Source organism: Pseudomonas sp. P110(2024), assembly GCF_057480795.1.
Genome location: NZ_JBLIYT010000005.1, coordinates 96,881 through 122,314 on the forward strand (window position 1 = coordinate 96,881; position 25,434 = coordinate 122,314).

Annotated in this window: 16 protein-coding genes; 4 read left to right on the forward strand and 12 right to left on the reverse strand. The window is 66.7% G+C overall.

What is annotated here, in order from left to right; genetic code table 11:
* Window positions 1–527 precede the first annotated feature (527 nt).
* The gene (locus AC25ND_RS09545; RefSeq protein WP_486976263.1) at window positions 528–1,265 is read right to left on the reverse strand and encodes a PA3715 family protein; all 738 of its coding nucleotides are present in this window, start codon (window positions 1,263–1,265) and stop codon (window positions 528–530) included.
* Between the two features lie 290 nt (window positions 1,266–1,555).
* Here AC25ND_RS09545 and AC25ND_RS09550 point away from each other — a divergent pair, with 290 nt between their 5' ends.
* Complete coding sequence (locus AC25ND_RS09550; RefSeq protein WP_486976264.1) at window positions 1,556–3,163, forward strand: methyl-accepting chemotaxis protein; 1,608 nt, start codon at window positions 1,556–1,558, stop codon at window positions 3,161–3,163.
* Between the two features lie 39 nt (window positions 3,164–3,202).
* Here the strand turns inward: AC25ND_RS09550 and AC25ND_RS09555 are convergent, their stop codons facing one another.
* Window positions 3,203–4,534, reverse strand: a complete 1,332-nt coding sequence (locus AC25ND_RS09555) for a serine hydrolase domain-containing protein (protein WP_028688858.1) — start codon at window positions 4,532–4,534, stop codon at window positions 3,203–3,205.
* Window positions 4,535–4,655: 121 nt separating this feature from the next.
* Between AC25ND_RS09555 and AC25ND_RS09560 the strand changes: the two genes are divergently transcribed.
* Window positions 4,656–5,552, forward strand: a complete 897-nt coding sequence (locus AC25ND_RS09560) for a LysR substrate-binding domain-containing protein (RefSeq protein WP_028688859.1) — start codon at window positions 4,656–4,658, stop codon at window positions 5,550–5,552.
* Window positions 5,553–5,632: 80 nt separating this feature from the next.
* Here the strand turns inward: AC25ND_RS09560 and AC25ND_RS09565 are convergent, their stop codons facing one another.
* The 8 genes from AC25ND_RS09565 to AC25ND_RS09600 all read right to left on the reverse strand — a co-directional run bounded on the left by AC25ND_RS09565 (window position 5,633) and on the right by AC25ND_RS09600 (window position 15,995).
* Complete coding sequence (locus tag AC25ND_RS09565; protein WP_486976265.1) at window positions 5,633–7,870, reverse strand: TonB-dependent receptor; 2,238 nt, start codon at window positions 7,868–7,870, stop codon at window positions 5,633–5,635.
* A gap of 318 nt (window positions 7,871–8,188) precedes the next feature.
* Window positions 8,189–9,151, reverse strand: a complete 963-nt coding sequence (locus tag AC25ND_RS09570; RefSeq protein ID WP_486976266.1) for a siderophore ABC transporter substrate-binding protein — start codon at window positions 9,149–9,151, stop codon at window positions 8,189–8,191.
* The gene (locus AC25ND_RS09575) at window positions 9,148–9,930 is read right to left on the reverse strand and encodes an iron ABC transporter ATP-binding protein (protein ID WP_182324346.1); all 783 of its coding nucleotides are present in this window, start codon (window positions 9,928–9,930) and stop codon (window positions 9,148–9,150) included. The genes AC25ND_RS09570 and AC25ND_RS09575 overlap by 4 nt, the downstream gene beginning before the upstream one ends.
* Window positions 9,927–10,862 carry an iron chelate uptake ABC transporter family permease subunit gene (locus AC25ND_RS09580; RefSeq protein ID WP_050705788.1) on the reverse strand — a complete coding sequence of 312 codons (936 nt, stop codon included), beginning with the start codon at window positions 10,860–10,862 and terminating at the stop codon, window positions 9,927–9,929. The genes AC25ND_RS09575 and AC25ND_RS09580 overlap by 4 nt, the downstream gene beginning before the upstream one ends.
* On the reverse strand, window positions 10,862–11,806 hold the full coding sequence (locus AC25ND_RS09585) for an ABC transporter permease (RefSeq protein WP_081100292.1): 945 nt from the start codon (window positions 11,804–11,806) through the stop codon (window positions 10,862–10,864). The genes AC25ND_RS09580 and AC25ND_RS09585 overlap by 1 nt, the downstream gene beginning before the upstream one ends.
* A complete protein-coding gene (locus tag AC25ND_RS09590) occupies window positions 11,803–13,572 on the reverse strand; it encodes an ABC transporter ATP-binding protein (RefSeq protein ID WP_486976267.1) in 1,770 nt (589 codons plus the stop codon). Before AC25ND_RS09590 ends, AC25ND_RS09585 begins: the two co-directional genes overlap by 4 nt.
* 2 nt (window positions 13,573–13,574) lie before the next feature.
* A complete protein-coding gene (locus tag AC25ND_RS09595) occupies window positions 13,575–15,359 on the reverse strand; it encodes an ABC transporter ATP-binding protein (RefSeq protein WP_486976268.1) in 1,785 nt (594 codons plus the stop codon).
* A 120-nt stretch (window positions 15,360–15,479) separates the two neighbouring features.
* A complete protein-coding gene (locus AC25ND_RS09600; RefSeq protein WP_028688867.1) occupies window positions 15,480–15,995 on the reverse strand; it encodes a sigma-70 family RNA polymerase sigma factor in 516 nt (171 codons plus the stop codon).
* 218 nt (window positions 15,996–16,213) lie between these two features.
* On the opposite strand from AC25ND_RS09600, the gene AC25ND_RS09605 reads away from it, so the two are divergent.
* Complete coding sequence (locus AC25ND_RS09605) at window positions 16,214–18,313, forward strand: condensation domain-containing protein (RefSeq protein ID WP_486976269.1); 2,100 nt, start codon at window positions 16,214–16,216, stop codon at window positions 18,311–18,313.
* A 126-nt stretch (window positions 18,314–18,439) separates the two neighbouring features.
* Here AC25ND_RS09605 and basC read toward each other — a convergent pair whose 3' ends face one another.
* Window positions 18,440–19,759, reverse strand: a complete 1,320-nt coding sequence (gene basC, locus AC25ND_RS09610; RefSeq protein ID WP_486976270.1) for a putative histamine N-monooxygenase — start codon at window positions 19,757–19,759, stop codon at window positions 18,440–18,442.
* A gap of 61 nt (window positions 19,760–19,820) precedes the next feature.
* Complete coding sequence (locus AC25ND_RS09615; protein ID WP_486976271.1) at window positions 19,821–24,107, reverse strand: amino acid adenylation domain-containing protein; 4,287 nt, start codon at window positions 24,105–24,107, stop codon at window positions 19,821–19,823.
* Between the two features lie 129 nt (window positions 24,108–24,236).
* Between AC25ND_RS09615 and AC25ND_RS09620 the strand changes: the two genes are divergently transcribed.
* Window positions 24,237–25,409 (forward strand): isochorismate synthase, encoded by a 1,173-nt coding sequence (locus tag AC25ND_RS09620; protein ID WP_236179716.1) that lies wholly within the window; start codon window positions 24,237–24,239, stop codon window positions 25,407–25,409.
* Window positions 25,410–25,434 lie beyond the last annotated feature (25 nt).

Consider the following 25,434-nt stretch of genomic DNA (forward strand, 5'->3'; position numbering starts at 1 on the left):
GGATTTGGCGGTACGAGAGCAGAGGGAGTGCAATCGCGCTCCTCCTGTGATGCCCCAGAAGTAGTTACATAGGGTTCACAACCAGACATTCCGTGTGTCCACGGCTTTGGCTCAGACGGCCAATGGCAGATTTCTTGTATCGTCGCTCGCATGTGCATGCCTGGTCGCAGTCAGCATGTGGTCAGTGGCGAGAATCATGGGTGGTTCCGGTGCGAAGATGCACGATCAAATAGCGTGCAAGAGAAGCCGCAGGCACTTACACGGGGCCGCAGAACGGGCAGCTTGTGCACACGGAATACTGGGAAGACGTGCAGCACTGACGAAGGGGCGTTGCGCAGTTGTCGAGATGGCGCCGGTGGCTCGAGCGTGATCTGGCAGACGCAAACCACAGGTGATCGACCCAGGAGGTCACCTCTCATAATATTCAATTTAACATAATATACATTATGCGTAGATTCGTATTGAGCGTCATGCCCAGAGGGAGGCCAGATTTCAGCCTCCATCAAAGCCCCGTCCTCCAATCCAGCTCATTGGAACGTCAATTCCTTCGGCACCCCATACCGACCGCCGTGATACTCCAGGTTGAACGTCTTCGTCGTTGAACTGCCCTCGATTTCCTCACAGTCATCATCACCTTTAACAACGCTCTGACTTCCGGTCGAGATCTCGGTAACCCGCAACCTGCTGAAACCATCCTTGCCAGGTTTGCTAATCGCCAGTGTCCGCTTTGTATCGTCGAATTCACCAGCGCAGACACCGTCCCATTCGCCATTGCTCTTGCTTACAACCAACTGCTCCATGATCTGACGCAACTGCGAACCGTCGTTCACAAAGAGACTCAGGGTTTCGCTGCCGAACGGATTGACCCGCGACGAGCCTGTGTGACGAATGCGCACGCCAAATGCCCGCAGCCCAGGCGCAACCTGATAACGCGCCGTGTCCAGCATCAGGCCTGAAAACTGCACCGCGTCGGAGACGATCGCAGCCTCCTGGTAGCTGTGGGCTATGACCTTGCCGCTGGCGGCATCGGCCACCAGCACATCCAGGCCGTAATCGCCTTGCCCGTGTTCATCGACGTTCACCATCAACGGCAAGGCTGCCAGCACCTGACTGGCGTCTGCCGGATTGACCTTGCAGACCGCAAATTCGCTGGCGAACTCCAAGGTCGGATGCAGGTCCTGGGCCCAGGTTTGCAGGTGCTGCGTGCAGTCGCCCCAGGCAATCATTGGGGCAAGCAACAGCGGTAACACGGTGAATCGATGCATGGAGGTGTCTCATTCCTTTGATGTTTTTGCCAGGCTAAGTGAGTTGGGCGAGAACTTCACACGCTTGATAGATTCCTGCAACTCGCCCTGCGCCCTGCCCAGCCTTTTGATAACTATAAAATATAACTCAACTAAATATTCATTTAGTTGAGTTATATGCATAAGTCCAGGAGATTCTGAAACCATGACATGAGCCTACTGCCTACCCGCCTCCACAGACCTGTTCCGGCCGCCGAAATACCTCCAACCATCTATGCTCACCTGACCTACCCCACGGAGCCTGTTCGAAAATGGACATTCGCCAGAAAACCATCGGGTTCGGTCTGGTCAGCATCCTCGCCGCGCTGTTGCTCGGCGGTAGCGGCCTGCTCGCCGAGCATGACCAGAACCAGGCACTCAAGCGCAGCGAGGCCAGCATGGCCGCCCTACGCAATCACATGGAAGGCGACATGATGCACGACGCGCTGCGCGCCGACGTGCTGGCCGCCCTGCTGGTCAAGCCGGGCGACACGGACACCGCCAACCAGGTGCTGGCCGACCTCGACGAGCACGCCAAATGGTTCCGCAGTGTCGTGCAGAGCAACCTCGAACTGCCTCTGGATAGCGATCTGCACCAGGCTATCAGCGAGCTGGGCCCCCTCCTCGACCACTATATCGCCAGTGCCACCTCAATCATCCAGCTGGCATTGCAGTCACCCGAGCAGGCCCAGGCACAATTGCCGGCCTTCGTCGCGGCGTTCAAGGAGCTGGAGCAGCGCAACAGCACCCTCAGCGACCTGATCGCCGGCAACGCCGACAAGAGCCGCGAGCAGAGCACCGCCACCCTGCACCAGGGCGTCGCCGTGCTGGTCGGCGGGATGGTCCTGGCCGCCTTGGTGCTGGCGCTGTGCACTTTCCTGCTATTGCGCTCGATCCTGCGCCCCTTGAGCCAGACCATGGCGGTGGCCGAACGCATCGCCCAAGGCGACCTCACCACCCAGATCCAGGTCCATGACCGCGACGAGACCGGGCACCTGCTGCGATCGTTGGCCGACATGCGCGACAGCCTGGGCAACATGATCAAGGCCATCCATGAAGAGAACTTGCTGCTGCGTGAAGTGGCCGATGAACTGGGCCAGGCTTCCAGCAGCCTGGTACAACGCACCAGCCAGCAGTCCGACAGCGCCGTGAGCATGGCCTCGGCCACCGAGCAGATGATCGCCAACCTGGCGCGGATCGCCGACCACGCCCGCGATGCGCAGGCTATCTCCGGGCAGTCCGAGCGCCTGGCTAGCGACGGCGGCGAGGTCATCCTCAACGTGGTCGGCGGCATGCAGGGGATCGACGAAGCGGTCAACCGCTCCTCTGAAACCATCACCGTGCTGGGGCAAAGCTCGGAAGAAATCCACTCGATCATCCAGGTGATCAACACCATCGCCGAGCAGACCAACCTGCTGGCTTTGAACGCGGCCATCGAAGCCGCCCGTGCCGGCGAGGCCGGGCGCGGCTTTGCCGTGGTCGCCGACGAAGTACGCGGCTTGGCCGGGCGCACGGCGCAGTCGACCCGAGAGATCACCGGCATGATCGAACGCATCCGACATAGCACGGGCAACGCCGTCGACAGCATGCAGACTGGCGTCACCCGGGTCCGCGCCGGCGTGGAGCTGGCCACCCAGGCGGGGGCGTCGATCCAACAGATTCGTGAAGGCGCCCGCCGCGCCGCGTCGGTTGTCGAGGAAATCTCGCAGACCATCGGTGAGCAGACCCGGGCCAGCCAGGATGTCGCGCAACAGGTCGAGCTGATCGCCCGCATGTCCAGGGACAGCACCGACACCACGCGGCAGCTGGCGTCGGCGGCGCAGCGCCTGGGCGAAATCGCCCAGGGCATGCAGGCGAGCGTGTCGCGGTTTCGCGTGTGACTGGGCAGGCGCTTGCCGGCGCCCTGCCCTCGCCCGCTGCTACTGGCTCAGCGCCTTGGCCACTGCGTTGACGAACACCGCCTGCTCGTCATACAGCGAGCCGGGGCTCTCGGCGTTCTTCCAGGTCGACCACTGCACCACCACCAGATGCTCCGCCGGGTTGATGGCGATGCTCTGGCCGAAGATGCCCAGCGCCCAAAAGGTCTTGTCGCTGTTGGCGGTGCGCTTGGGCTCGGCATCGCTGTCCGGGGCCGGGGCGTTGTACCACCACTGGTAGCCGTACTGGCCGTTGGGCGCTGCGGCCGTCACCGATCCCTTGGCTTGGGTCCAGTGGGTCGAACGTGCTACCCAGTCGTCCGGGAGCAGCTTTTCGCCATCCGGCAGCTGGCCGCCGCTCTGCACAAACTGGCCGAAGCGCCCCCAGTCGCGCAGCGTGGCATTGAAACCGTGGCCGCCCATATCCACCTTGCCCGGCACCAGGGCGTGCCAGACGCCGGCCTGTTGCATGCCGTAGCGGCTCCACACCCGAGTTTGCAGATACTCGGCGATGGTCATGCCGGTGGCATTCTCCAACACCCGACCGACCAGCCAGGCGCCACCGGTGTTGTACGACCAGACCTCACCCGGCTTGACCCCGGGCTTGCGCTTGACCGACCTCACCAGTTCGAGCACGCAGTGATAGGGATCAGCAGTGGCCTCGCACTGGGTCATGTGCGAAAAGTCCGAATCCTTGGAGGCGTAGTTCTCGTCCCAGATTACGCCCGAGGTGTGTTGCAACAGCTGGTGCAAGGTCACGTCCTGCCATTCGGAACCCTCCAGTTCCGGAACGTAGCGGCTGATTCTGTCGTCCAGCGACTGGATCTTGCCTTCCTTGACGGCGATGCCAACCAGCACGCTGACCACCGACTTGGCCACCGATCGGGACGTCCACAAGGTCTGTGGCGTGTTGCCCTTGCCGTAGTATTCGTAGGCGATCTTGCCGTCCTTGAGCACCAGCAGGCCGGTCACGCTCTGGTTGGCCAGGTACTGCGCCAGGTTGTGCGTCTTGCCGCCCAACTGATACTGCACGTCGGTCAGCGCGTGGCTGGCCTGCGGCAAGGGAAATGGCGTGGCGCCGTTCGGGGCGAAGACATCGCCACCGTAGAGGCGGTAAGTGTTGCGAAAGCCCACGACCCGGGTGGCCTGGTCCCAGGTGAGCATATCCCTGGCAGCCGGCAGCACCTTGTCGAACGGCTGCGGACAGGGTTCAAGCCCTGGCACGCCGCAGGCCCCCTTGTTGTCGGCCGCCTGCGCCACACCCGCCAGGGCGGCGAGCGTCAGGGCCAGGATGGAAAGACCGTTGAACGACTTCTTTATTGTTGTTGGCCGCATCGGAGGGCTCCTCGTAAAGCGCGGAAATACGCTGCCCCGAGTGTCGGCAACTTGAACGGGCGGGAAAAGCACAATAAATTTGCCTTCACTATTAAAAAAACTAACAGCCAGGAGCGTGTCCATGGCCGAAGACCGCCTGCCCCCGCTCAACGCCGTGCGTGCTTTCGAGGCCGCCGCCCGCCTGGGTAGCTATGTCGCCGCCTCCCAGGCGTTGCACGTGACCCAGCCGGCGATCGGTCGGCATGTAAAGAACCTCGAGGCCTGGCTGGGCGTGCGCCTGCTTGAGCGCTCCCCCCGCGGCGTGAGCCTCACCCTGCCCGGCGCCCATTACTACAAGGCCGCAGCCGAAGCACTGCAGATCCTCGCTGATGCCGGTGCGCGCCTGGCACAACGGGGAGACGAGCGCTGGCTACGGATCCTCTGCGTGCCGGCGTTCGCCTCGCGCTGGCTGACACCGCGCATCGACGCCCTGCGCAGCCTGCGCCCGGACCTGAGGATCGCCATCGAGCCTAATGCCACCTTTACCAGCGTGGATGCGCGCCAGGCGGACCTGGGCATCGCCTTCGGTCTGCCGGGTGAGCTGAGCGGGGTACGCGAGGTGTTGATCCGCCCGAAGGTGTTCGCCGTCTGCGCGCCGAGCTACCTCGCGCAGTTGCCTGCGAGACTAAGCGCTGCGAACTTGCCCGGATGCAGGCTGATCCATGTCGATGACGGCACCTGGTGGAACAGCTGGTTCGCCGCCAATGGCCTGAGGGTACGGGTCAAGGCCGACACTTCGCACATCAGCAACGATATCGTGCTGAACCTGGCCCAACGCGGTCACGGCGTTGCCCTGGCCACCGAGGTACTGGTGGGGCGTGAGCTGCGCGAAGGCAGCCTGGTGCGCTGCGTGGAACAAGCCGTGGCGCTGGAAAGCTACCAGTTGCTGACGCCAGCGCAGCCGCCGAGTGCCGATGCGTTGTGGTTCATGGGTTGGTTGGGTGACAGCCTGCGTGAGGCATATCCGGACGCGGTGTGAATCTGGCACCGGCTGGCCGGTGATCAGGGGGCAAGTCGCATTGGTGCACCATCCCTCCCACGCAGCCAGCGCTGGTCTGGCTAGAAGTCCACCGAGGTAGAGAACAACACCGACCGCGGCGTGCCCAGCCCACCGGACAGGCCACTGCCATCGCCGCCATTCCACGAACCGATCCAGTAGGCCTTGTTGGCCACGTTCTGCACGGTGGCGCGGAAGGTCACCGGCTTGTCCGAGATCTTCAGGCTGTAGCGGGCGCCCAGGTCGAAGATCGTGTAGGACGGCAGCGACAGGTTGTTGGCATCGGTGGCGTAGCGCCGGCCGGCATAGTTGGCGTTGCCGGTCAGGGTCAAGCCCGGAAGCTCACGCAGGTCGTACTCGACGCCGAGCTTGGCCAGCACCTTGGGCACGCCCGTGGCCTGGTTGCCTTCGTTCTCCTTGCGTATCGATTTCGTCAGCTCGGCCTTGGTGTAGGACGCTCCGCCCAGCAGGCGCAGCCCCGGCTCGAGCTCGCCGAAGAACGACCATTCCAGGCCACGGTTGCGCTGCTCGCCGTACACGCCGTAGACCTGCGTGACCGGGTCGGTATAGGCGCTTGGTTTCTTCACCTGATAGACACTGACCGTGTGCGCGAAGGTGCCCAGGTCGAGCTTGGCGCCCAGTTCGTACTGCTTGGTCTGGTACGGCGCCATGATCGCACCCGCGTTTCGCGCGTTGTCCGGCGCGATACCGCCCTGGCTCAGGCCTTCGATGTAGTTGCCGTACAGCGACAGCTCGTCGGTGACCTTGACCAGCAGGGCCGTGGCCGGCGATACCCGGCTTTCATCGTAGGGCTTGGAGGTGCGCTGGTGGTTGCCGTTGTAGTTCGACGCGCGCACGTTCTGGTGGCGTGCACCGACGGTCCACTGCACCTTGTCATCGAGGAACGACAGGGTGTCGAGCAAGGCTTCGCTGCTCAGCCGGGCACGCATGCGTGAGGTGACGTTGCCGTACTCGCCGATCTCCGGGCGCGGGCCGTAGTCCAGGTTGTAGTAGTTGGTGCGGATGGTCGACGACAGGCGCTTGTCCTTGAAGCTGTTCTCGGAGTCGTAGCGGGTGGCCGCCAGCGACCAGGCGTGATCCACGGGCCCGGTGGCGAAACGCCCGCGCAGGCCAACTTCGCCGGACTTCTGCTCGCCATCGCGGGCCGAGCGGATCGGCGTGGCGGAGATGTCGCCGGCATCATTGAGCAGCATGCCGCTGGTCATCAGCGCGTTGTAGCCCCCTTCCCTGTGGCCCCAGCCGGCGAATGCGGTGAGCGAATCGTTGAGGTCGTACTCACCGCGCAGCACCACGGTGTCGGTGTCGTTGACGGTATAGCCCCACTCCGGGGCCAGCGAATGATCGCCCTTCTTGGCCTTGGGCAGGTGGGTCACCCCGGGGCTGATTGAGGAGATGCCAAAATAGTTGACCCCGTCCATGCGCTCGCGCTGGTGGTAGTAGTCCAGCGACGCCCTCGCCCGCTCGCCGCGCCAGTCCAGGGCCAGCGACGACAGCTGCATGCGGTGCTGCTGGTCGTCCACGGGGGTGTCGCCGTCGCGGTAGACGCCGTTGAAGCGCACGCCGAACTGCTTCTGGTCGCCGAAGCGGCGGCCGATATCGGCATGCATGCCGGCCAGGCCATCGGACTCGTACGAGGCGGTCAGCCGGGCCAGGGGCTCGTCGCCGGCACGCTTGGGCACGATGTTGATGCTGCCGCCGACGCTGCCGTCAGGCGGCATGCCGTTGAGCAGCGCCGACGGGCCCTTGAGCACTTCGATGCGCTCGGCGAGCTCGGTGGAGCCGCGCATGTTCGGCGCCATGCTCGGCAGGCCGTTGAAGGTGATGTCGTTGCCGGTGCTGTAGAGGCCTCGGATGAAGAAGGTCTCGAAGATGCCGCGCTTGCTCGGCACGTACACCGACGGATCGGTGGCGCCGATCACCGAGCCGATGTCCTGGGCCTGGCGGTTCTCGATGTATTCCTTGGTGTAGCTGATGGCGTTGAACGGCGTTTCGCTGAAGTCCTTGTTGCCCATCAGCCCGAGCCGGCTGCCCGAACCGACCTGGCCACCGGCATATTCCGGTGGTGGAGCGCCCAGCGAATCACGGGTGTCCTGTACCAACGTTTCCGGCAGGGTCAGGCCCTCCTCCTTCACATCGGGGGTCTGTTGCTGCGCCGGGGTGCTGGAACGTGGCGGTTGCGCGAAGGCGTTGCCGGCGATGGCGGCCACGCCCAGCAGCACGGCCATGCGCAAGGCCCTGCGGGGCAGGTTCGGGGCCTGGGGATGTTGCAGTGGAGACATGAAGTATTCCTTTCGGGACGAAATGGTAATGTTTCTCATTAGTCATTCCGTACGAGTCGGCGAATCCCTCAACAGAAATTACAGTCATTTGGCCACTATCGGCTGAGCAACCCATTTCGTGTAGGAGATCGGCCAGCCCTTTGGGGCTTCGCTGTCTTGCAGGGAACTGCTGTCTCTGTGGGAGCGGCCTTGCGTCGCGAAAGGGCTGCGCAGCAGCCCCAGCAATTTTGATGGTGTTTCGGAATCTGGGGCCGCTGCGCGCCCCTTTCGCGACGCAAGGCCGCTCCCACAGGAATTACGTATGACCTGAATGCAGGATTAGCCCTGATACCCCTTCACCACCTCGTCCGCCACCCGCTCCAGGCAGGTCACGCTGGCGGTGCACAGGTACCAGGTCTGTGGATCGACGAACACCACATGGCCGTTCTTCCACGCCTTGGTCTGGCGCAGCAGCGGGTTGTCCAGGGTCTCGCGGTCCAGCGCGGCCCGGCGCTCCATCACTGCGGTGCGGTCGATCACGTAGAGGATGTCAGGGTCGGCCTGGTGAATGAACTCGTTGGAAATCGGCTGCCCGTGCAGGCCGGCCTGCATGTCGTCACTGGCCGGCTTGACCCCGAGAGTGTCGAAGATGAAGCCGTAGCGTGAGCGCACACCATAGGCGGTGAACGCGCCGTTGTTGTGCAGCACTATCAGCGCCTTCTCCGGACGCCCGTCGGTCACCTGGCGCACCTGGGCCACCTTGGCGTCGATGCGCGCGGCGGTTTCCCGGGCCCGGTCTTCCTTGCCGAGGATCCGTCCGACGGTCAGCAGGTGCTGCTTGGCGGTGTCGATGACGTTGCCCTGGCGGTTGTCCATGTCGATGTCGTAGTGCACCGTCGGGGCGATCTGGCTCAGCTCCTGGTAGCTCTGCGCCTGCAGCGGCGAGATCAGGATCAGGTCGGGCTTGAGTGCATGCAGGCGCTCGAGGTTGGGTTGGATGGTGGTGCCGACATCGGCCACCTTGGGGTCGTCGCGGTACTTGGCCAGGAAGCCCGCCACATAGTCCTTGGCGATGCCGACCACCGGCGCGCCGAGCTGGTCGAGGGTGTCCAGCTCGCTCATGTCGAAGGCCACCACGCGCTGCGGCTGGTGTTCGACCAGCGTGGTGCCCAGGGCGTGCTCGACCTTCACCGGGGCGTAGTCGGCGCTGGCGGCGCGCGCCTGGGCCGGCGGGGCCTGGTCGCAGCCGGGCAGCGCGGCCGCCACGGCGGCGGCCAGCAGTATCTTGCAGATTCCGTTCATACCAGCTCTCTCGATAGTGATGGGTTGAAGTAGTTGCAGACGAAACCGTGCGCGCTGGGCAGGATCTCGAAGGCCAGGCCGAACAGCGCGCGCAGGTTGGCCTGGGTAACCACCTCGGCGACCGGCCCGTGGCTGTGCACGGCGCCGCCTTTCATGGCGACGATGTGGTCGGAATAGTTGGCGGCGAAGTTGATGTCGTGCACCACCAGGATCACCGTGCGCCCCTGCTCGTCGCAGAGCCTGCGGATTGCCTGCATGATCTGCACCGCGTGCTTCATGTCGAGGTTGTTCAGCGGCTCGTCGAGCAGCAGCAGCTCGGTGCGCTGGGCGATGGTCATGGCCAGGAAGGCCATTTGCCGCTGGCCGCCGCTGAGTTCGTCGAGGTAAGCCCCGCGCAGAGGCTGCAGCCCCAGGAAATCCAGCGACTCGTCGATCACCTGCTGGTCGTCGGCCGTCAGCAGGCCACGGCTGTAGGGGAAGCGGCCGAAGGCGACCAGTTCCTCGACGGTCAGGCGCAGGTTGAAGTCCAGCACCTGGCGCAGGGTGGCCACGCGGCGGGCGTAGTCGGCGATGGCTATGCGGTCGATGTCCTGGCCGTCGAGCAGGATCCGCCCGCGATTGGCCGGCAACAGCCGGGCGATGCACATCAGCAGGGTGCTCTTGCCGGCGCCGTTGGGGCCGATCAGCGAAGTGACCTGGCCGGCGGGAAACGCCAGGCTCACGTCATTGAGCACGGTCTTCTCGCCGTAGGCCTTGTGCAGGTGTTCGAGGGTGATCATGGGGTGCCTCGGGTTCGGACCATCAACGCGAGGAAGTACGCGCCGCACACCAGGTTGACGAGGATGCTCACGCTGGTCCGGTAGTTGAACAGGTGCTCGACCAGCAGCTGGGCGAGCAGGAACATGCCGATGGCCACGGCGCAGGCCAGTGGCAGGGTGACCTGGTGCCGGGCGCTGCGCGCCAGGGCGTAGGCGATGTTGGCGACGAACACACCCATGAACGCGGTCGGCCCCACCAGGCTGGTGGACACCGCCACCAGCACGGCGATCAGCGCCATCTGCAGGCGCAGGCAGCGGCCATGGTCCAGGCCCAGGGCGATGGCCTGGTCGCGCCCCAGCGCCAGCACGTCGAGGACCCGCGTGCCGCGCGCCACCAGCAGCGCCACCGCCGCCACCAGCAGGCCCGAGTACAGCACCTGGGTCGGCTGGGCGCGGTTGAAGCTGGTGTAGCCCAGGCTCTGCAGGATGGAGAACTCCCCCGGGCTGGTCTTGAGCTGGATGAACTGGGTGAAGGTGCCCAGCACCATGGTCAGCACCAGGCCCAGCAGCAACAGGCGGTAGACATCGCCGCGCCCCTCGCGCAGCAGCCAGCGCTGCAGCAGCCACGAGTAGCCGAGCATCAGCGCGATCGACAGCAGCGCGTTGCCCTGGGCGCCCAGCAGCGCCACGCTGGCGGTGCCCAGCCACAGCACCAGCAGGGCCTGGAACAGCAGGTAGATGCCTTCGTAGCCCATGATCGCCGGGGTCAGCACGCGGTTGCCGGCCAGGGTCTGGAAGATCACCGAGGACAAGGCGATGCACACCCCGGCGACAACGATCGCGCCCAGGCGCACCAGGCGCTTTGGGATCACGTAGCTGAAGTCCAGGCCCGAACCCAGCAACAGGAACGCCAGCGCCAGGGCCGGCAGCAACAACCAGGCGGCGCGGCGCATCATTTGCACTTCCGCAGGATCAGTAACAGGAACAGCACGCCGCCGACACTGCCGGCGGTCAGGCCAATGGGTACCTCGTAGGGATGGATCAGCAGCCGGCCGAGGATGTCGCAGGCCAGCAGCAGCGCCGCGCCGCACATGGCAACGATGGGCAGGGTGCGCTTGAGGTGCTCGCCGTAGCGCAGCGCCACCAGGTTCGGCACCACCAGGCCGACGAAGGGGATCGCGCCCACGGTGATGACCGTGGCCGACACGGTCACCGCCACCAGCACCAGGCCGAGGATGGCGGTGGCCGCGTAGTTGAGCCCGAGGCTGGTGGCCATGCCCTCGCCCATGCCGAGCACGGTGAAACGCTGGGCGTACAGGTAGGTGAGCACGACGATCGGCAGGATCAGGTAGATGATCTCGTAGTTGCCCTCGATCACCCGCGAGAAGTCGCCCAGCAGCCAGCCCTGCATGCTCTGCAGGATGTTGTGGCGGTAGGCGTAGAATTCGGCGATGGCGCTGAGCAGGCTGCCGTACATCAGGCCGATCACCGGCACCAGCACCAGGTTGGTGAAGCGGATGCGGCGGATGATCGCCACATACACCAGGCTTGCCAGCAGGCAGAACACCAGGGCGAACAGCATGCGTCCGCTGGCCCCGGCTCCGGGCAGCACGGTCAGGGCCACCAGGATGCCCAGCTTGGCCGCGTCGAGTCCGCCGCAGGTGGCTGGCTCGACGAAGCGGTTGCGCACGATCTGCTGCAGGATCACCCCGCAGATCGACAGGCCGACCCCGGTCAGCACCAGCGCCGCCAGGCGTGGCAGGCGGCTGGCGGTGAGGGTCAGCCAGGCATCGTCACTGGCCGACCACAAGGCCGACCAGGACATCTGGCTGGCCCCGACCATCAGTGAAACGCCACACAGCAGCAACAACAGCGTTGGCAGTAGCACCCGACTCAAGCGGTCACTCCATCGCCTGCCGCCTCGCCGATGCGCCAGCCCTTGGCGGCCCGACGCTGCTCGAGGAAGTGCGCGTACAGCCCACCCTTGGCGGACAACTGGGCATGGGCGCCCTGCTCGCGGATGCGCCCTTGGTCCAGCACCACGATCTGGTCGGCCATGGCCACCGTCGACAGCTGGTGGGCAATGACGATCAGCGTGCGCTTGCCGCGCAGCCGTGCCAGTGCCTCGGCGATGGCCGCCTGGTTCTCGGCGTCCAGCGCCGCGGTGGCCTCGTCGATCAGCAGGATCGGCGCGTCCTTGATCAACGCACGGGCGATCGAGATACGCTGGCGTTCACCGCCGGACAGCCGTGCACCGCCCTCGCCCACCGGCGTGTGCAAACCTTCGGGCAGGCGTTCGAGGATCTCCTGCACCCCGGCCAGCCGCGCCGCCTCGAGCACCTCGGCCTCGCTGGCGTCGGGTTTGCCGAGGCGGATGTTGTCGGCGATGCTGCCCTGGAACAGGTAGGCGTCCTGGAAGATCTGGCTGATCTGCCCGGCCAGCTGTTCGGCGGACATCTGCCGCACATCCACCCCGCCAACCTTGACCCGGCCCTGGGTGACATCGAAGAAGCGCGCGATAAGGCGTACCAGGGTGGTCTTGCCCGACCCCGACGCGCCGACCAGCGCGGTCATGCTGCCGGGCGCGATATCCAGGCTGACCTCGCGCAGCACTTCGGGTTGATCATCGCCGTAGCGGAAACCGACCTGCTCCAGCTGCACCGAACCATCGGCCGGCGCCTGCGGTGCTGCGGGCTCGGGCAGCGGCTCGACGGCCAGCAGCTCGGCCACCGCCTGCAACTGGCCACGGCTGCCGCGCAGCACCTCGCTGTAGCCGGCCACATCCAGCAACGGGTCGATGAAGCGGGTCGCCAGTACCAGCGCGACCAGGGTGGCGATCACCGCCGCGCTGTCGAAGGCTGCACCGGCCTGCTCGCCGAGCCACAGCGTGGCGACCACCAGCAAGGCGGCGAAGCTGGCCTGCACCGCCCAGACATTGAGCACCGACGACAGCGCCGAAAGTTGGATCAGCTTGCGCGCCGCCTGCTGTTGCTGGGCCACGGCCTGCTCCAGGAAACGCGTGCCGCCCTGCTCGCCATTGAAGGCGCGCAGCACCGACTGTGCCTGGGCGAACTCGACCATGCGCTGGCTGGTCTGCGCAGTGTCGCGCTGGTAGCGCTGGTCGGCGCGCTGGCCCAGGCGCATGGTCGCCAGCATCACCAGCGCCAGCAGCGGCAGGCTGACCAGGGCCACCAGGCCCAGGCGCAGGTCGACCAGCAACAGCGCGACGAGGATCACCAGCGGCGTCACCACCCCGGTGAACAGCGGTGTGAACACATGGGCCGGCAGTTGCGCGATCTCCATCATGCCTTGGGTGGTGACGTGGCTCAGGCGTGCGGTGTTGGCGGCGCTGAACCAGCCCACCGGCAGCGTGCCGACATGCTCGCCCAGGCGCTGGCGGCCACCGCGCAGCACCGCGATGCCGACGGCGATGCCGGCCTTCTCCACCCGCCGGCGCAGGTACCAGCACACCACCACGCCCAGGGCCAGTAGCGCCAGCCATTGGCCGGCAGCCTCCAGCTGGTTGCCCAGCAGGTGGCGCAGGATCGGCACCAAGGTGACGATGGTCAGCCCGCAGAGCACGCCATACACCAGCGCCAGGCGCAGGTAGCGGCGCAGGAACACGGCATCGGCGCCGAGCAGTCGAACGAAAATCCCCAGCATGATCAGCGCTCCTCCACCTGCGCGGTCGCCCGCGCCTTCGCATAACCCCCGGCAGCCCACAAGCGGGCGTACAGGCCGCGCCGAGCCAGCAGTTCGTTGTGATTGCCGCGCTCGGCGACCGTGCCCTGGTCCAGCACCAGGATCTGGTCGGCGTGCATCACCGTGTCCAGGCGGTGGGCGATCACCAGCAGCGTGCGGCCCTGGGCGAAGCGCGACAGCGACTGTTGCAGCTTGACTTCGTTCTCGGCGTCGGCTGCCGCGGTGGCTTCGTCAAGCACCAGCACCGGCGGGTCGAGCAGCACCGCGCGGGCGATGCTCAGCCGCTGCAGCTCGCCGCCGGAGAACTGCACGTCCTCGCCGATTACCGCGTCGTAGCCACGCGGTTGGGCAAGGATGCGCTCGTGGATATTGGCGATCCGTGCCGCCGCCTCGATCTGCTCCTGGCTCGCCGAAGGCCGGCCCAGGGCAATGTTCTCGCGCACGCTGGCATGGATCAGGCGCACATCCTGCAGAACGAAGCCGATACGCCGGTACAGCTGGGCGCTGTCGATCTGGCGCAGGTCGACGCCGCCCAGGGTGATGCGCCCGGCGCTGGGGTCGAAGAAGCGCAGCAGCAGGCGCGCCAGGGTCGACTTGCCGGCGCCCGAGGCGCCGACCACCGCGGTCACCGTGCCAGGCTCGAGGGTGAACGACACCTCGCTCAGCACCGGATTGCGCGGGTCGTAGTGATAGCCCAGACCCTGCACTTCGATCCGTGCATCGGCCGGCAGCTTGCCGGCGCCCTGGCCGTCGGTCTCCAGCAGCGGCGTGCGCAGCAGCGTCTGCACACGCTGGGCGGCGCCGGTGGCGTTGTTCAGGTCGTGGGTGATATAGGCCAGCAACAGCAGCGGCGCGCAGATGCCCGGCGCCACCAGGGCGAACGGCAGCACCTGCACCGGGGTGATCCAGCCCAGGCCGACGAACAGCGTGCCGAACGCCAGCACCACGCCAAGCACCGACACCGGGGCGATCATTGCGTTGGCGTTGGCCATGGCGCTGACCAGTGGCCGGGTGAAGTCGGTGAAGGCCGCGGCGAAGGCGTCCACCGCCTCGCGGTAGCTGCCATGGGCCTTGCGCTGGCCACCGAAGGCCTTGACCACCGGGATGCCGTTGACGAACTCGACCACCGCCTGGTTGATCCGCACCATGCCTGCACCGAAGGCCTGCATGTTGCGGGCGCTGGCCTGGTGGGCGCGGGCGAAGAACAGGAAGAACAGCGGGAACGGCAGCATCGACACGATCGCCATGCGCCAGTCCATGGCGAACAGGTAGACGATCGAGGCCAGCACCGCCCCGACGCTGCGCCCCAGGGTGGTATAGAAGTGCGCGGTGAGGCTGTGCAGGATGCCGATATCGTCCTGCATGGCCTGCTTGACCTCGCCCGAGGCGCGGCTGGTGAACCAGCCCAGGGGCACCCGTGCCAGGCGGCGGATGATCGCCAGGCGCAGCGTGCCGGTGATGTGGTTGTCGGCCAGGTGCGCGACCAGATCGCCCAGCGAGATCAGCGCCATGCCGGCGAACAGGCAACCCAGCCCCATGGCGATGACCGGCCAGGCCTGGTCGAGGCCCTGCCCGCCGGCCAGGGCCAGGCGGGCGACTTCGGCGATGGCCGCCAGCGGCGCCAGGGTCAGCATGGCGCCCAGGGCAGCGAGCAGCCCGGCGACGATCAATCGGCCGCGTATCGGTGCAAGCACCGCGGCGACCGGTCCACGGGCGGACGGGTCCGCCACCCCTTGTTCAACACTCATGAATGCTCCTTTTCAGCACGAGGCGCGAGCCGGGCCGTCCCTGAGGCGCCCTGCCCGCATGTCCTTCTCAACCTGTATTCCGCACGAGGCGGGCAAACCCGCAAGAAAATCTGCGCGCCCTCAGGCGCCGCCCAGCCGATAGCGCCTGCAGGTGCGCAGGCCGGCGGCGATGTACTTTTCCACCGAGGACACCGAGACCCGCAGCTCGTCAGCGATGGCGCGGTGGGCCATGCCGTCGAGGCGGCACAGCAACAGGGCCTGGCGCGCCTTGGGCGAGTGCCGCTGCAGGGCCCTGTCGATCGCCCCCAGGGCCTCGATCACCAACGCCCGCGTCTCCTCAGAGGGCACCCACGGCTCGGGCTGCTGGCCATGGTCTTCGAGGTAGCGTGTTTCGCGCTGGCGACGGCGGTACAGGTCGATGACCTTGCCGTTGGCGATCTGCGTGAGGTGGCAGCGCGACTGCTCGGCGCTGGGCACCTGGCCCTTGTTCATCAGGTGCAGGTAGATGTCGTGGGCCAGGTCCGCCGCATCCACCGAGTTGCCGAGCTTGCGCCGCAGCAGGTCGCACAACCAGCCGTGATGATCCTGATACAGCTGGTGCAGCTGCTGACGAAGCGCGAACGTTCCGTTGTCCACGGTACCTCTCCCTGAGCGTGGTGCATTCCAGACGGCTTGCTTTGACGCACGCCAATCTAGATGATAATTATTTGCATCTTTCACACCATAACGAATCCCTTGGATTCACGCAATGCACCCCAGTGGTGCAACCCCTCTGCGCGGCCACTCACCGCGATCCATGGATGGCAGTGAAGGCCGACGCGGGCCTTGAACGATCGAACAGCAGGAAGCTAGCTATGTTGGAACGCAACACCACCCCACCCTCGCCCCAGGCCCTGGACGAACACGAGGAACTCGCCTGGTTCGCCCAGCAGCAGCAACCCGAGCAGCTGCACCGGCAACTGGGCGCCTGGCGCCTTGGCCCCCGGGCCGACCTGTCGCTGCTCGCCCTGGCCGTGCAGGCGGTGGTCGAAGCCACGCCGGGCCTGAACAGCCGCTACCACTTCAGCGACGACGGCGACCTGTACAAGACCCAGGCACCCGGTTGGTACCCGTGCCTGCGCATCGAGCACAGCGCGGCCGAGGGCATGGACGCCCTGCTGCGGGCGCGCCAGGCGGCGCCCTGGGATTCCACCACGCAGCCGCCGTTCGAGGCCCTGTTGCTGGCCGGCGACCAGCAGGCCGCGCTCGGCCTGCTTTGCCATGCGGTGCTGCGTCAGTCGCCGCAAGCCCTGCTCGAGCGCATTCGCGCCGAATACGACGCCCTGGCCGGCGACCAGCCACTGCAGTTCGAGCCGCTGTCCCAGGCGCCCTCGACGGACATCGCGCAACGCATTCTCGACGCGTTCCGCCAGGCCCTGGCGGAGCCTGGCATGACCCTGGAGGATGATTTCTTCGACATGGGCGGCCACTCGCTGCTGGCCACCCGCATCATCGGGCGCCTGCAGGGCGAGCACGGCATCGAACTGCGCTTCAGCGACTTCTTCGCTTCGCCCAGCGCATCGGCGCTCGCTACCCGTGCCAAGCTGAGCCAAGGGCAAGCCAGTCAGGCCAGCGATCAGCCCGGTGATATCCAGCAGGCACCGATGGCCCTGGCCCAGGCGTCGTTGTGGCGCGCCTGCGCGGCGTTCGACTACGGCACCATTTTCAACCTGCCCTTTGCCCTGGACTTCCACGACCCGGTGGACGAAGCGGTGCTGCAGCAAGCTTTCAGCGACCTGCTGGAGCGCCACGCCAGCCTGCGCACCACCTACCATGGCGAAGGCGACAGCGCCTGCCAGCGCATCGTGCCGCTGGCCGAACTGGGCCGCTACAAGTGGTTCTGGACCAGCGCCGAGAGCACCGGCGCGAGCCTGGCCAGCGAGGCGAAGCACCGCTTCGACCTGGCCCGCGAACTGCCACTGAGGCTGCGCCTGCTGCGTGACCCGCACAGCGGCCACCAGGTGCTGTCGTTCCTGGTCCACCACATGGCCATCGACGAGTGGTCGCTGAACGTGATCATGGCCGAACTGGCCGAGGCTTACCTGGCCCGCGCCCAGGACCGGGCGCCGCAATGGTCGGCGCCGGCGCGCACCTTCCACGAATTCGCCCTCGCCCAGAGTGCCCAGGGCCCGAACCCGCGCCACCTGGCGTACTGGACCGAACTGCTGCGCGACGCCACCCGCGGCCTTGCCCTGCCCGCTGACGCCACGCTGCTGCCCGCCGACCAGGCGACCACCCGTGCGCGCTGGCTGGAGCTGCGTCCTGAGCCCGGCGTGCTGGAGCAACTCGGCGCCAGTGCCCGGCAGCACCAGTCATCGCTGTTCAGCGTGATCTACACCGCCATCGCCCTGTCGCTGCACAAGCTCGGCAACCTGTCGGACCTGGTAATCGGCACCTCGGCCTCGGGGCGTACGGATCCGGCGTTCTTCGACACCGTTGGGTACTTCACCACCATGGTCGCCCACCGCGTGCAGTTCGTCCCGGAACAGTCGCTGGGCGAGCTGCTGGGCGATGTGACGCGGATGATCAACGACTCTATGGCCTACGCCGACGTGCCCATGGAGACCATCCAGCAGGCGCTGGGCATGACGCCCGCCGAGGGCCTGATGTTCGATGTGTACGTGCAGATCCACTCCAACAATGCCCTCAATGGCGCCCTGCACACGCCCGAGGGCCAGGCCATTCGCTACAAGCAGATCGACCCGGACAAGAGCGAGTCGATGTTCGGCCTGCAGTTCGAAATCATGGAGGATGTGTTCGACGGCCAGCGCTCGCTGCGCCTGGTGGTCACCTACCGCAGCGATCGCTACAGCGCCGCCCAGGTCGAGCGCCTGTGCGCGATGATTTCCGCGGCGTTTGGGGTATTTGCCGAGGTGGGGGCTGGCCAACAGGCGCTGGGCGACGTGGCGTTGTAAGCATCACCAGCGTGGGAGCGGGCTTGCCCCGCGATGCAGTACAGCACCGGCTTCGCCGGTGATCGCGGGGCAAGCCCGCTCCCACGCAGTCCGATTTAAATCAGGGCTGCGAAGCAGCCCCATCGTTCAACCCTGCGGCAACCCATAGCGCTGGAACGACGACCGCTGCGGCACCCGATACTGCGCCCGGCCCAGCAACTGGTTGAGGATCACCGCATTGCGCACCGGCCCCAGCCCCAGGTCCGGCGAGCCGACGCCATGCTGGAAGATCTCCGCATTCTGCACGAACACCCGGCCACTGCCGCCATCACAGCGCTGCGCGGTGAAATCCTCGCCGACGATGCAGTCGCCGTACGCGTCGGTGGCCAGCACCGTGCCCTTGAGCTGCTCGAACCACTGCGGCCAGGCATGGGCATAGCCGGTCGCCGCGACGATCGCATCGGTGTCCAGGGTCGCTCGCTGGTCCAGTTGGCGGTGACGGAAGGTCATGCGCAAGCCCGCCGAGCCCAGGTCCTCGACCGTCTCCACCTCGCAGCTGGACAGCAGTGTCAGCCCCGGTTCGCGCCCGCCGATGGAGCGTTCATAGATCAGGTCGTAGATCGCGCCGATGGTGGAGAAACTGATGCCTTTGTACAGCAGGCCCTGCTCGGCCACGATCTCGCGGCGCTTGTCCCGGTCGAGGGTGTGGAAGTAGTTCATATAGGCCGGGGTGAAGCATTCCTGGCCGAGCTTGGAGTACTCCATGGGATGGAAGCCCCCTGAACGGGTGATCCAGTGGATCGACGCCCCCGCCTCCACCTGCTCCGGCGTCAACGCATTGAACAAGGCCAGCACGCACTCCGCCGCGCTCTGCCCGGAGCCGACCACCACCACGCGCCGGCACTGCTCCAGTTCCCCCTGGCGCTTGCCGAACTCCGCCGAGTGCAGCACCGGCGCCTGGCTGCGGGTGCGCGCCCAGGCTGGCAGCCACGGCCGGGTGCCGAGGCCGATGGCCAGGTCCCGGCTGCTGTAGCGCCGCTCCAGGCCCGACACCGACACGCTGTCGATGACGAAGCGCTCGCTGCCGCCATCGTAGCGCACGCCGGTGACCTCTTCGCCGAAGTGGCAGGTCGGCAACTGGCGCGCGGCCCAGCGGCAATAGTGATCGTATTCACGCCGGGGCACCTGGAAGTGGTCGTAGTAGTAGAACTGGAACAAGCGGTCGTGCTGGTGCAGGTAGTTGAGGTAGCTCAACGGGTGGCACGGGTCGGCCAGGGTCACAAGATCCGCGAGGAACGGCACCTGCAAGGTGGTGCCCGGCAGCAGCAGGCCCTCGTGCCAGCGAAATTCCGCCTTGCGCTCAAGGAACGCGCAGCGCAGGTCCGGGTGGCGCGACAGCAGCGCTGCCAAGCCCAGGTTGAACGGTCCGATGCCGATGCCGGCGATGTCTACGGTTGCTATGTCCATATGCTCGATGATTTCCCAAAAACTACGGATGGCGCCCCGGGCCGGGCCCAGGGCGGTTGATTCAGGCAGGTGTGGCGGCAAGCAGGCGCTCGACGTCTTCGACCGTGCGGCACGCCAGCAACTGCGCCGGCGACAAGCGCACCGCGAAGGCTTCGCCCAGTCGTGCCGCCAGGGGCTTGAGGTGCTGCGGCCGCAGGCCCATGGCGAGGAAGTCCCGGGCCGGCTGCGTGACGCCGAGCACCTGCTGATAGATCGCCAGCACCTGGGCGCAACGCTGCGGGTCACTGGGCGTTGCTGCCGGCGGTTGCTCGGTTTCGCCTTCCAGCAACGTGCGGGCTCGGCGGCGGTCCGGCTTGCCATTGGCCGTCAACGGCAACTCGGCCACCTCGACGAAGCGCGTGGGCACATGGGATTGCGCCAGCAACGCCCGGGCATGCTCGCGTAGCGCCACGGCGCCGGGTGGCGCGTCGTGGCGCCGCACATAGAGTGCGCCGATGCAGGCCTCGCCCTGTTGCGTATCGCCATAGTCCACCACCAGCACCTGCTGCACCGCCGGATGGCGGATCAGCTCGATCTCGACGTCCGGCAGCGAGACGCGCACGCCGCGCACCTTCACATAGCCATTGACCCGGCTGTCGAACAGCAGCACCCCGTCCTCGCGGTAGCGACCTCGATCGCCGGTACGGAAGGCCCGTACCGATGTCCCCTGCTCGTCGAGCACGCTGACGAAGTCGTTCTGCACCAGCTCACCCTCCTGCAGGTAGCCCAGGGCCAGGCCCACGCCACTGGTGTGGATACGCCCGGCGACGCCCTGCGGGCAATGCTCGCCGTGTTCGTCCAGCAGCCAGTAGCGGTTGCCCGGCAATGGGCGTCCATAGGGCACCCTGGCGCGGTCCTGGTCGCCGATCTCGTGCCAGATGCTCCAGATGGTGGTCTCGGTCGGCCCGCCCAGGGACACCAGCCGCGCCGCCGGCAACAGCTCGCGCAATTCGGCGATCACCGCCGGCTTGATGTAGTCGCCGCCCTGGGCCAGCAGGCGCAGGCTGCGCAAGCCATCGCCCTGGCGGCAGGCCAGGAGCATTTCGAGGATGGCCGGCACCGAGCACCACAGGCTCACGCCGTGCCGCCTGACCAGCTGGTTCCAGCGCAGCGCGTCCTTTTCCTCGCCGGGCTTGGGCAGCACCAGCGCCGCCCCGGCGCAGAGGCTGCCGAACACGTCGAACACCGACATGTCGTGGTGCAGCGGGGTCACCGAGATGAACACGTCATCACGGCTGACCTGCCACTGCGCCAGGGTGCTGCCGATGACGTTGGCCGTGGCGCGGTTGTTCAGCACCACGCACTTGGGCTTGCCGGTGGTGCCGGAGGTGTAGAGGTAGTAGGCCGGCGCGGTGCTGACCGACAACGCCGCCAGGCCTGTCAGGTCCAGGGCGGCCGGCGGGCTGGCCAGCAGTGGCGCGGCGCTATCGACCACCAGCGCCGGCTGGCAGTTGTCCAGCAGGTAGCGCAGGCGCTCTTCGGGCGCTGCCGCGTCGATCGGCACCCAGACCAGCCCGCTCAGGGCGCAGGCCAGGGTCGCCATGCTGTGCTCGGGACCGCGCGGCAGGCAGATCGCGACCACCTGGCCAGGCTGCAGGCCCCGGGCCTTGAAAGCCTGGGCGATGCGGGCGACGCCCTCGCCCAGTTCGGCGTAGCTGATCCGCCGCTCGCCGTGCAGCAAGGCGATGCGTCCGCTGTCCGGGCCGAACAGGTTGTTGGCGATGCGGCCGAGGAAATCGACAGGTGCGGCCTGCGCCTCGCTGCTGTTGAGGCGGTAGTGGCCAAGGTCGATGAACTGCCGTGCCTGGACTTCGAACGCGCCCTGCCCGGCCAGTTGCGCCACCGCCTGGCCAAAGGCTGCGAGCAGCTGCCCGACCCAGCGGCCATCGACCGCTTCGCGGGCATAGTCGATCTCGAACGCCAAGCCGCCCTCGGCGGTGTTGCAGAAACGGATGTCCATGGCCACCTGGGGCGTCTGGGTCAGGCCCGCGCTCAAGGTCATCGGACCATCGAGCGCGCCCACCGGCCAGGACAGGCCATTGGTCAACACTACCGGCAATGCCGGGCCCGGGCCGTTGCTGTCGTACAGCAGGCGGGCCAGGTCCACGCCGGAAAACGCCAGGTGCTGCAGGCCCTCCAGCACATCGGCCTGCAGGCGCTTGGCGCGCTCGGCGAACGTGGGCAGTTTGTGTTGCCAGTCGAGGGCGATGAAGCTGGAACGGTTGGCGAACGCGCCGTCCTGGGGCGGCGCCACCGGCACCGCCACGCACAGGCTGCCCTCGTCGAGCCAGTGGCCGAGCACTTCCAGTACCACGGCCATGATCGTCGAGTTCTTGAACAACCCCTCGCGTGCGCCGGCGCGGCTCAATGCCTTGAACGCCGGGGCCGGGATCACTTGACGCTGGCGTGCGTATCGGGCCACGCCGACCTTGTCCAGGGCGCAGCGCCACGGTAGCCGTGGCGCGCCATCGACCTCGGCCAGCTTTGACTTCCAATACTCGGTATCGGCCTTGCGCACCTCGCTCTGGTCGTCGACAGCCGCCGTCGGCTCGCTGGCGGTCAGCGGCTGGCAGTGCCCGTCGAACAGTTCGACCATCAGGGTGGCGATGGCGCGTCCATCGAGGATCAGCGCATCGAAGCGCACGAACACCACCAGCTCGCCCTGCGGCAGCTGGAAGGCGGTGACATTCCAGGGCGGTCCAGCCAGGTCGAACAACGCGTGGGCATAGGCCTCGCGACGGACCTCGAGCTGCGCCTGGGCTTGCTCACCCGTCAACGCGCGCAGGTCGATCACCTCCAGGTTGACCTGCACCTGGTCGCTCAACGACTGGGTCAGTGCCTGGGCATCGATGCGGGTGCGCAGGCTGTCGTGGCGGCGCACCATGTCCGTGAGGCGGCTGCGCAGCAGCGCCAGGTCCATGTGCCCGCGGTATTCGCGAAACTCCTGCATGGCCACGCCGCCCAGCGGCAGATGCTCGCCACGCCCCAGCAGGTAGGCCTGCTGCAGGGCGTTCAAAGGGCGATCCCGGCTGGCCGCGATCGTCAAAGGCTGGTGCAGCGCGCCCATGTCGGCAGCCACCGCGACGGCCAGGGCAATGAAGCGCTCGAACAGTGTCTGGACCCAATCCGCCGGCAGTGCGTCCAGGCGCACATCCCAGTTGACCAGCAGGCCGCCATCGACCTGGGCCACCTGCGCGTCCAGCGCCACCTGCGGACCCTGGGAGATCACCCAGTCCATCGGCCCGAACACCCGGCCCACGCGCTCGGAGAACAGCTCGCCACCGGGCAGGTCCAGCCCTGCGGTGAACACCACCGGCGCCAGTTGCGGCGTGCCGTGGTGGCGCGACAGGTCGCGCATCAGGTCCACGCCTGGATAGGCGCTGTGCGCCAGGCGTTCGACCAATTGCCGGTGCAGGTCCTGGCACAGCGCGGCAAGGCTGGCGACGCCGGTGAAGTCGACATCGACCAGCACCAGGTTGGCGAACTCGCCGACGATCCGTTGCACCGGTTCCAGCACCGGCTCGCGCCAGAACACCGGCACGTTCAGGCGCAGGCGGCGGTCCCCGGTGTGCTCTCCCAGGGCGGTGGCGAACAGCCCGAGCAGCAACGCCGACGAAGTGATCCGCTGCGCCCGCGCCGCCTGTTGCAAGGCGCGGTACTGCTCGGGTTCGAGCCGGGCGGCAAAGCGCTCGCTGCGCGCCGGGCCCGGGGCAAGCAAGGGCAACGTCGGCGCCGGGGCGATCTGCGCCAGGCGTGCCCGCCACCAGGCGCGGTCGCGGCTGCGAGCGTCGCGCAGGTCGGCATCGGCACGCACCTGGTCCAGCCAGTCGAAGTAGCTCGGCGTGATCGGCAGCACGGTTTCAGGGGTGTCGTACAGCCGGGCCAGGTCTTCCATCAGCACCCGGAAGCTGGACGGGTCCACCGCAATCATGTCGGTGTCCACGTGTAGCCGAGCGGCATTGCCCGGCAACAGGCTCAGGCCGAAGCGCGCACCCTGGCCAGTACTCAGGTCCAGGCGCTGGTGGCTCCACTGGCGGCGTCTCTCCAGTAGGCGTCGCTCCACGGCTGGACCGTCCAGATCGCTGAAATCCTCCAGCTCCAGCTGGGGGCGCAGCGTCTCGTCGATGCTCTGCCGTCCCTGTCCGTCGATGCGCAGCTTGAGCATCGGGTGTGCCCGGTACAGCCCCTCAAGTGCGACTTCAAGGCGCGCCACATCGATGGCCTGGCCATCGAACTCGGCATACAGGTGAGCGCTGACGCCACCCAGTGCCGCATGTGCATCCCGCCCGATCCAACAGGCGGCCTGCATCGAAGTTAACTCTCTCATCGCTTACCCGCGTAGTTGACAAATCCATGTGTTTCGCGTCCTCATATTTACTAACGAGAATGATTATATTTCAAGGTTTTCTTTCTCACCCATCGGCCAAGGAGGCTACCCATGAAGACAGGCACCCTGCGTTTGCAAGACAGGGACACCGTGCCGCTCAGCCAAGAGGACTCGAGCTTTTCATTCACATCCGGCGACCGCGAGCTGAGCGTCAGCGGCCTGCGTGAGCGGATCGACACCCCGGCCCACGGCAGCCACCTTGCCGGCGGCGCGCTGCGGCGCAGCATCGACCAGGCCTTCGAGCGCGCCCGCCAGGCCGGGCAGGACAACCCGATCGTGGTCGGCGCCATCCCTTTCGACACCACTCAGGCATCCAGTCTGTACGTTCCCCAGGCCTATGCCTGGCAGCAACGCACCGCGGCGCCCGCCCAGGCCGGCGCGCTGCCGGCGCTGCTCAGCCAGGCCAACATCCCCGACGAACACGGTTTCAAGCGCGCCGTGCGCCATGCCATCGTCAACTTCCAGCACAGCGATGTGCGCAAGGCCGTGCTCTCGGTGCAGCGCGAACTGCACTTCGCCACGCCCGTGGACCCGGCACAGGTGCAGGCCAACCTCAAGGCGCTGAACCGCGAGGGCTACCACTTCCGCGTGCCCCTGGCCAACGGCGCCACCCTGCTGGGGGTGAGCCCGGAGCTGCTGGTGCACAAGCAAGGCACGGCCTTCGTCAGCAACCCGCTGGCAGGCTCCGTGCGGCGCATGGCCGACCCTGAGGCCGATCGCGCCAATGCGCAATGGCTGGCGGCGTCGGAGAAGGACCACTACGAGCACCGCCTGGTCACCGAGGACATCGCCCAGCGCGTCGGCGAACTGTGCAGCCGCCTGCAGGTCCCCGAGCGACCGTCGTTGATCAGCACCGCCGCGCTGTGGCACCTGTCCACTCGTATCGAGGGCGAACTGGCCTCGGCCGATATCGACGCCCTGCAACTGGCCTGCCGGCTGCACCCGACTCCCGCCGTGTGCGGCTACCCCACCGAGCGGGCTCGGCAACTGATCCGCTTCGTCGAGCCCTTCGAGCGCGGCCTGTTCACCGGCATGGTCGGGTGGTGCGACGCCCAGGGCAACGGCGAGTGGGTGGTGACCATCCGCTGCGGCACCTTCAGCGGCCAGCGCGTGCGCCTGTTCGCCGGCGCCGGCATCGTCGAGGCCTCCAGCCCCGACACCGAATGGAACGAAGTGCAGACCAAGCTCGGCACCATGCTGCGTGCCTGCGGCCTGGACCATTGACCTCAAACCCGTTTTCCGAGATGCC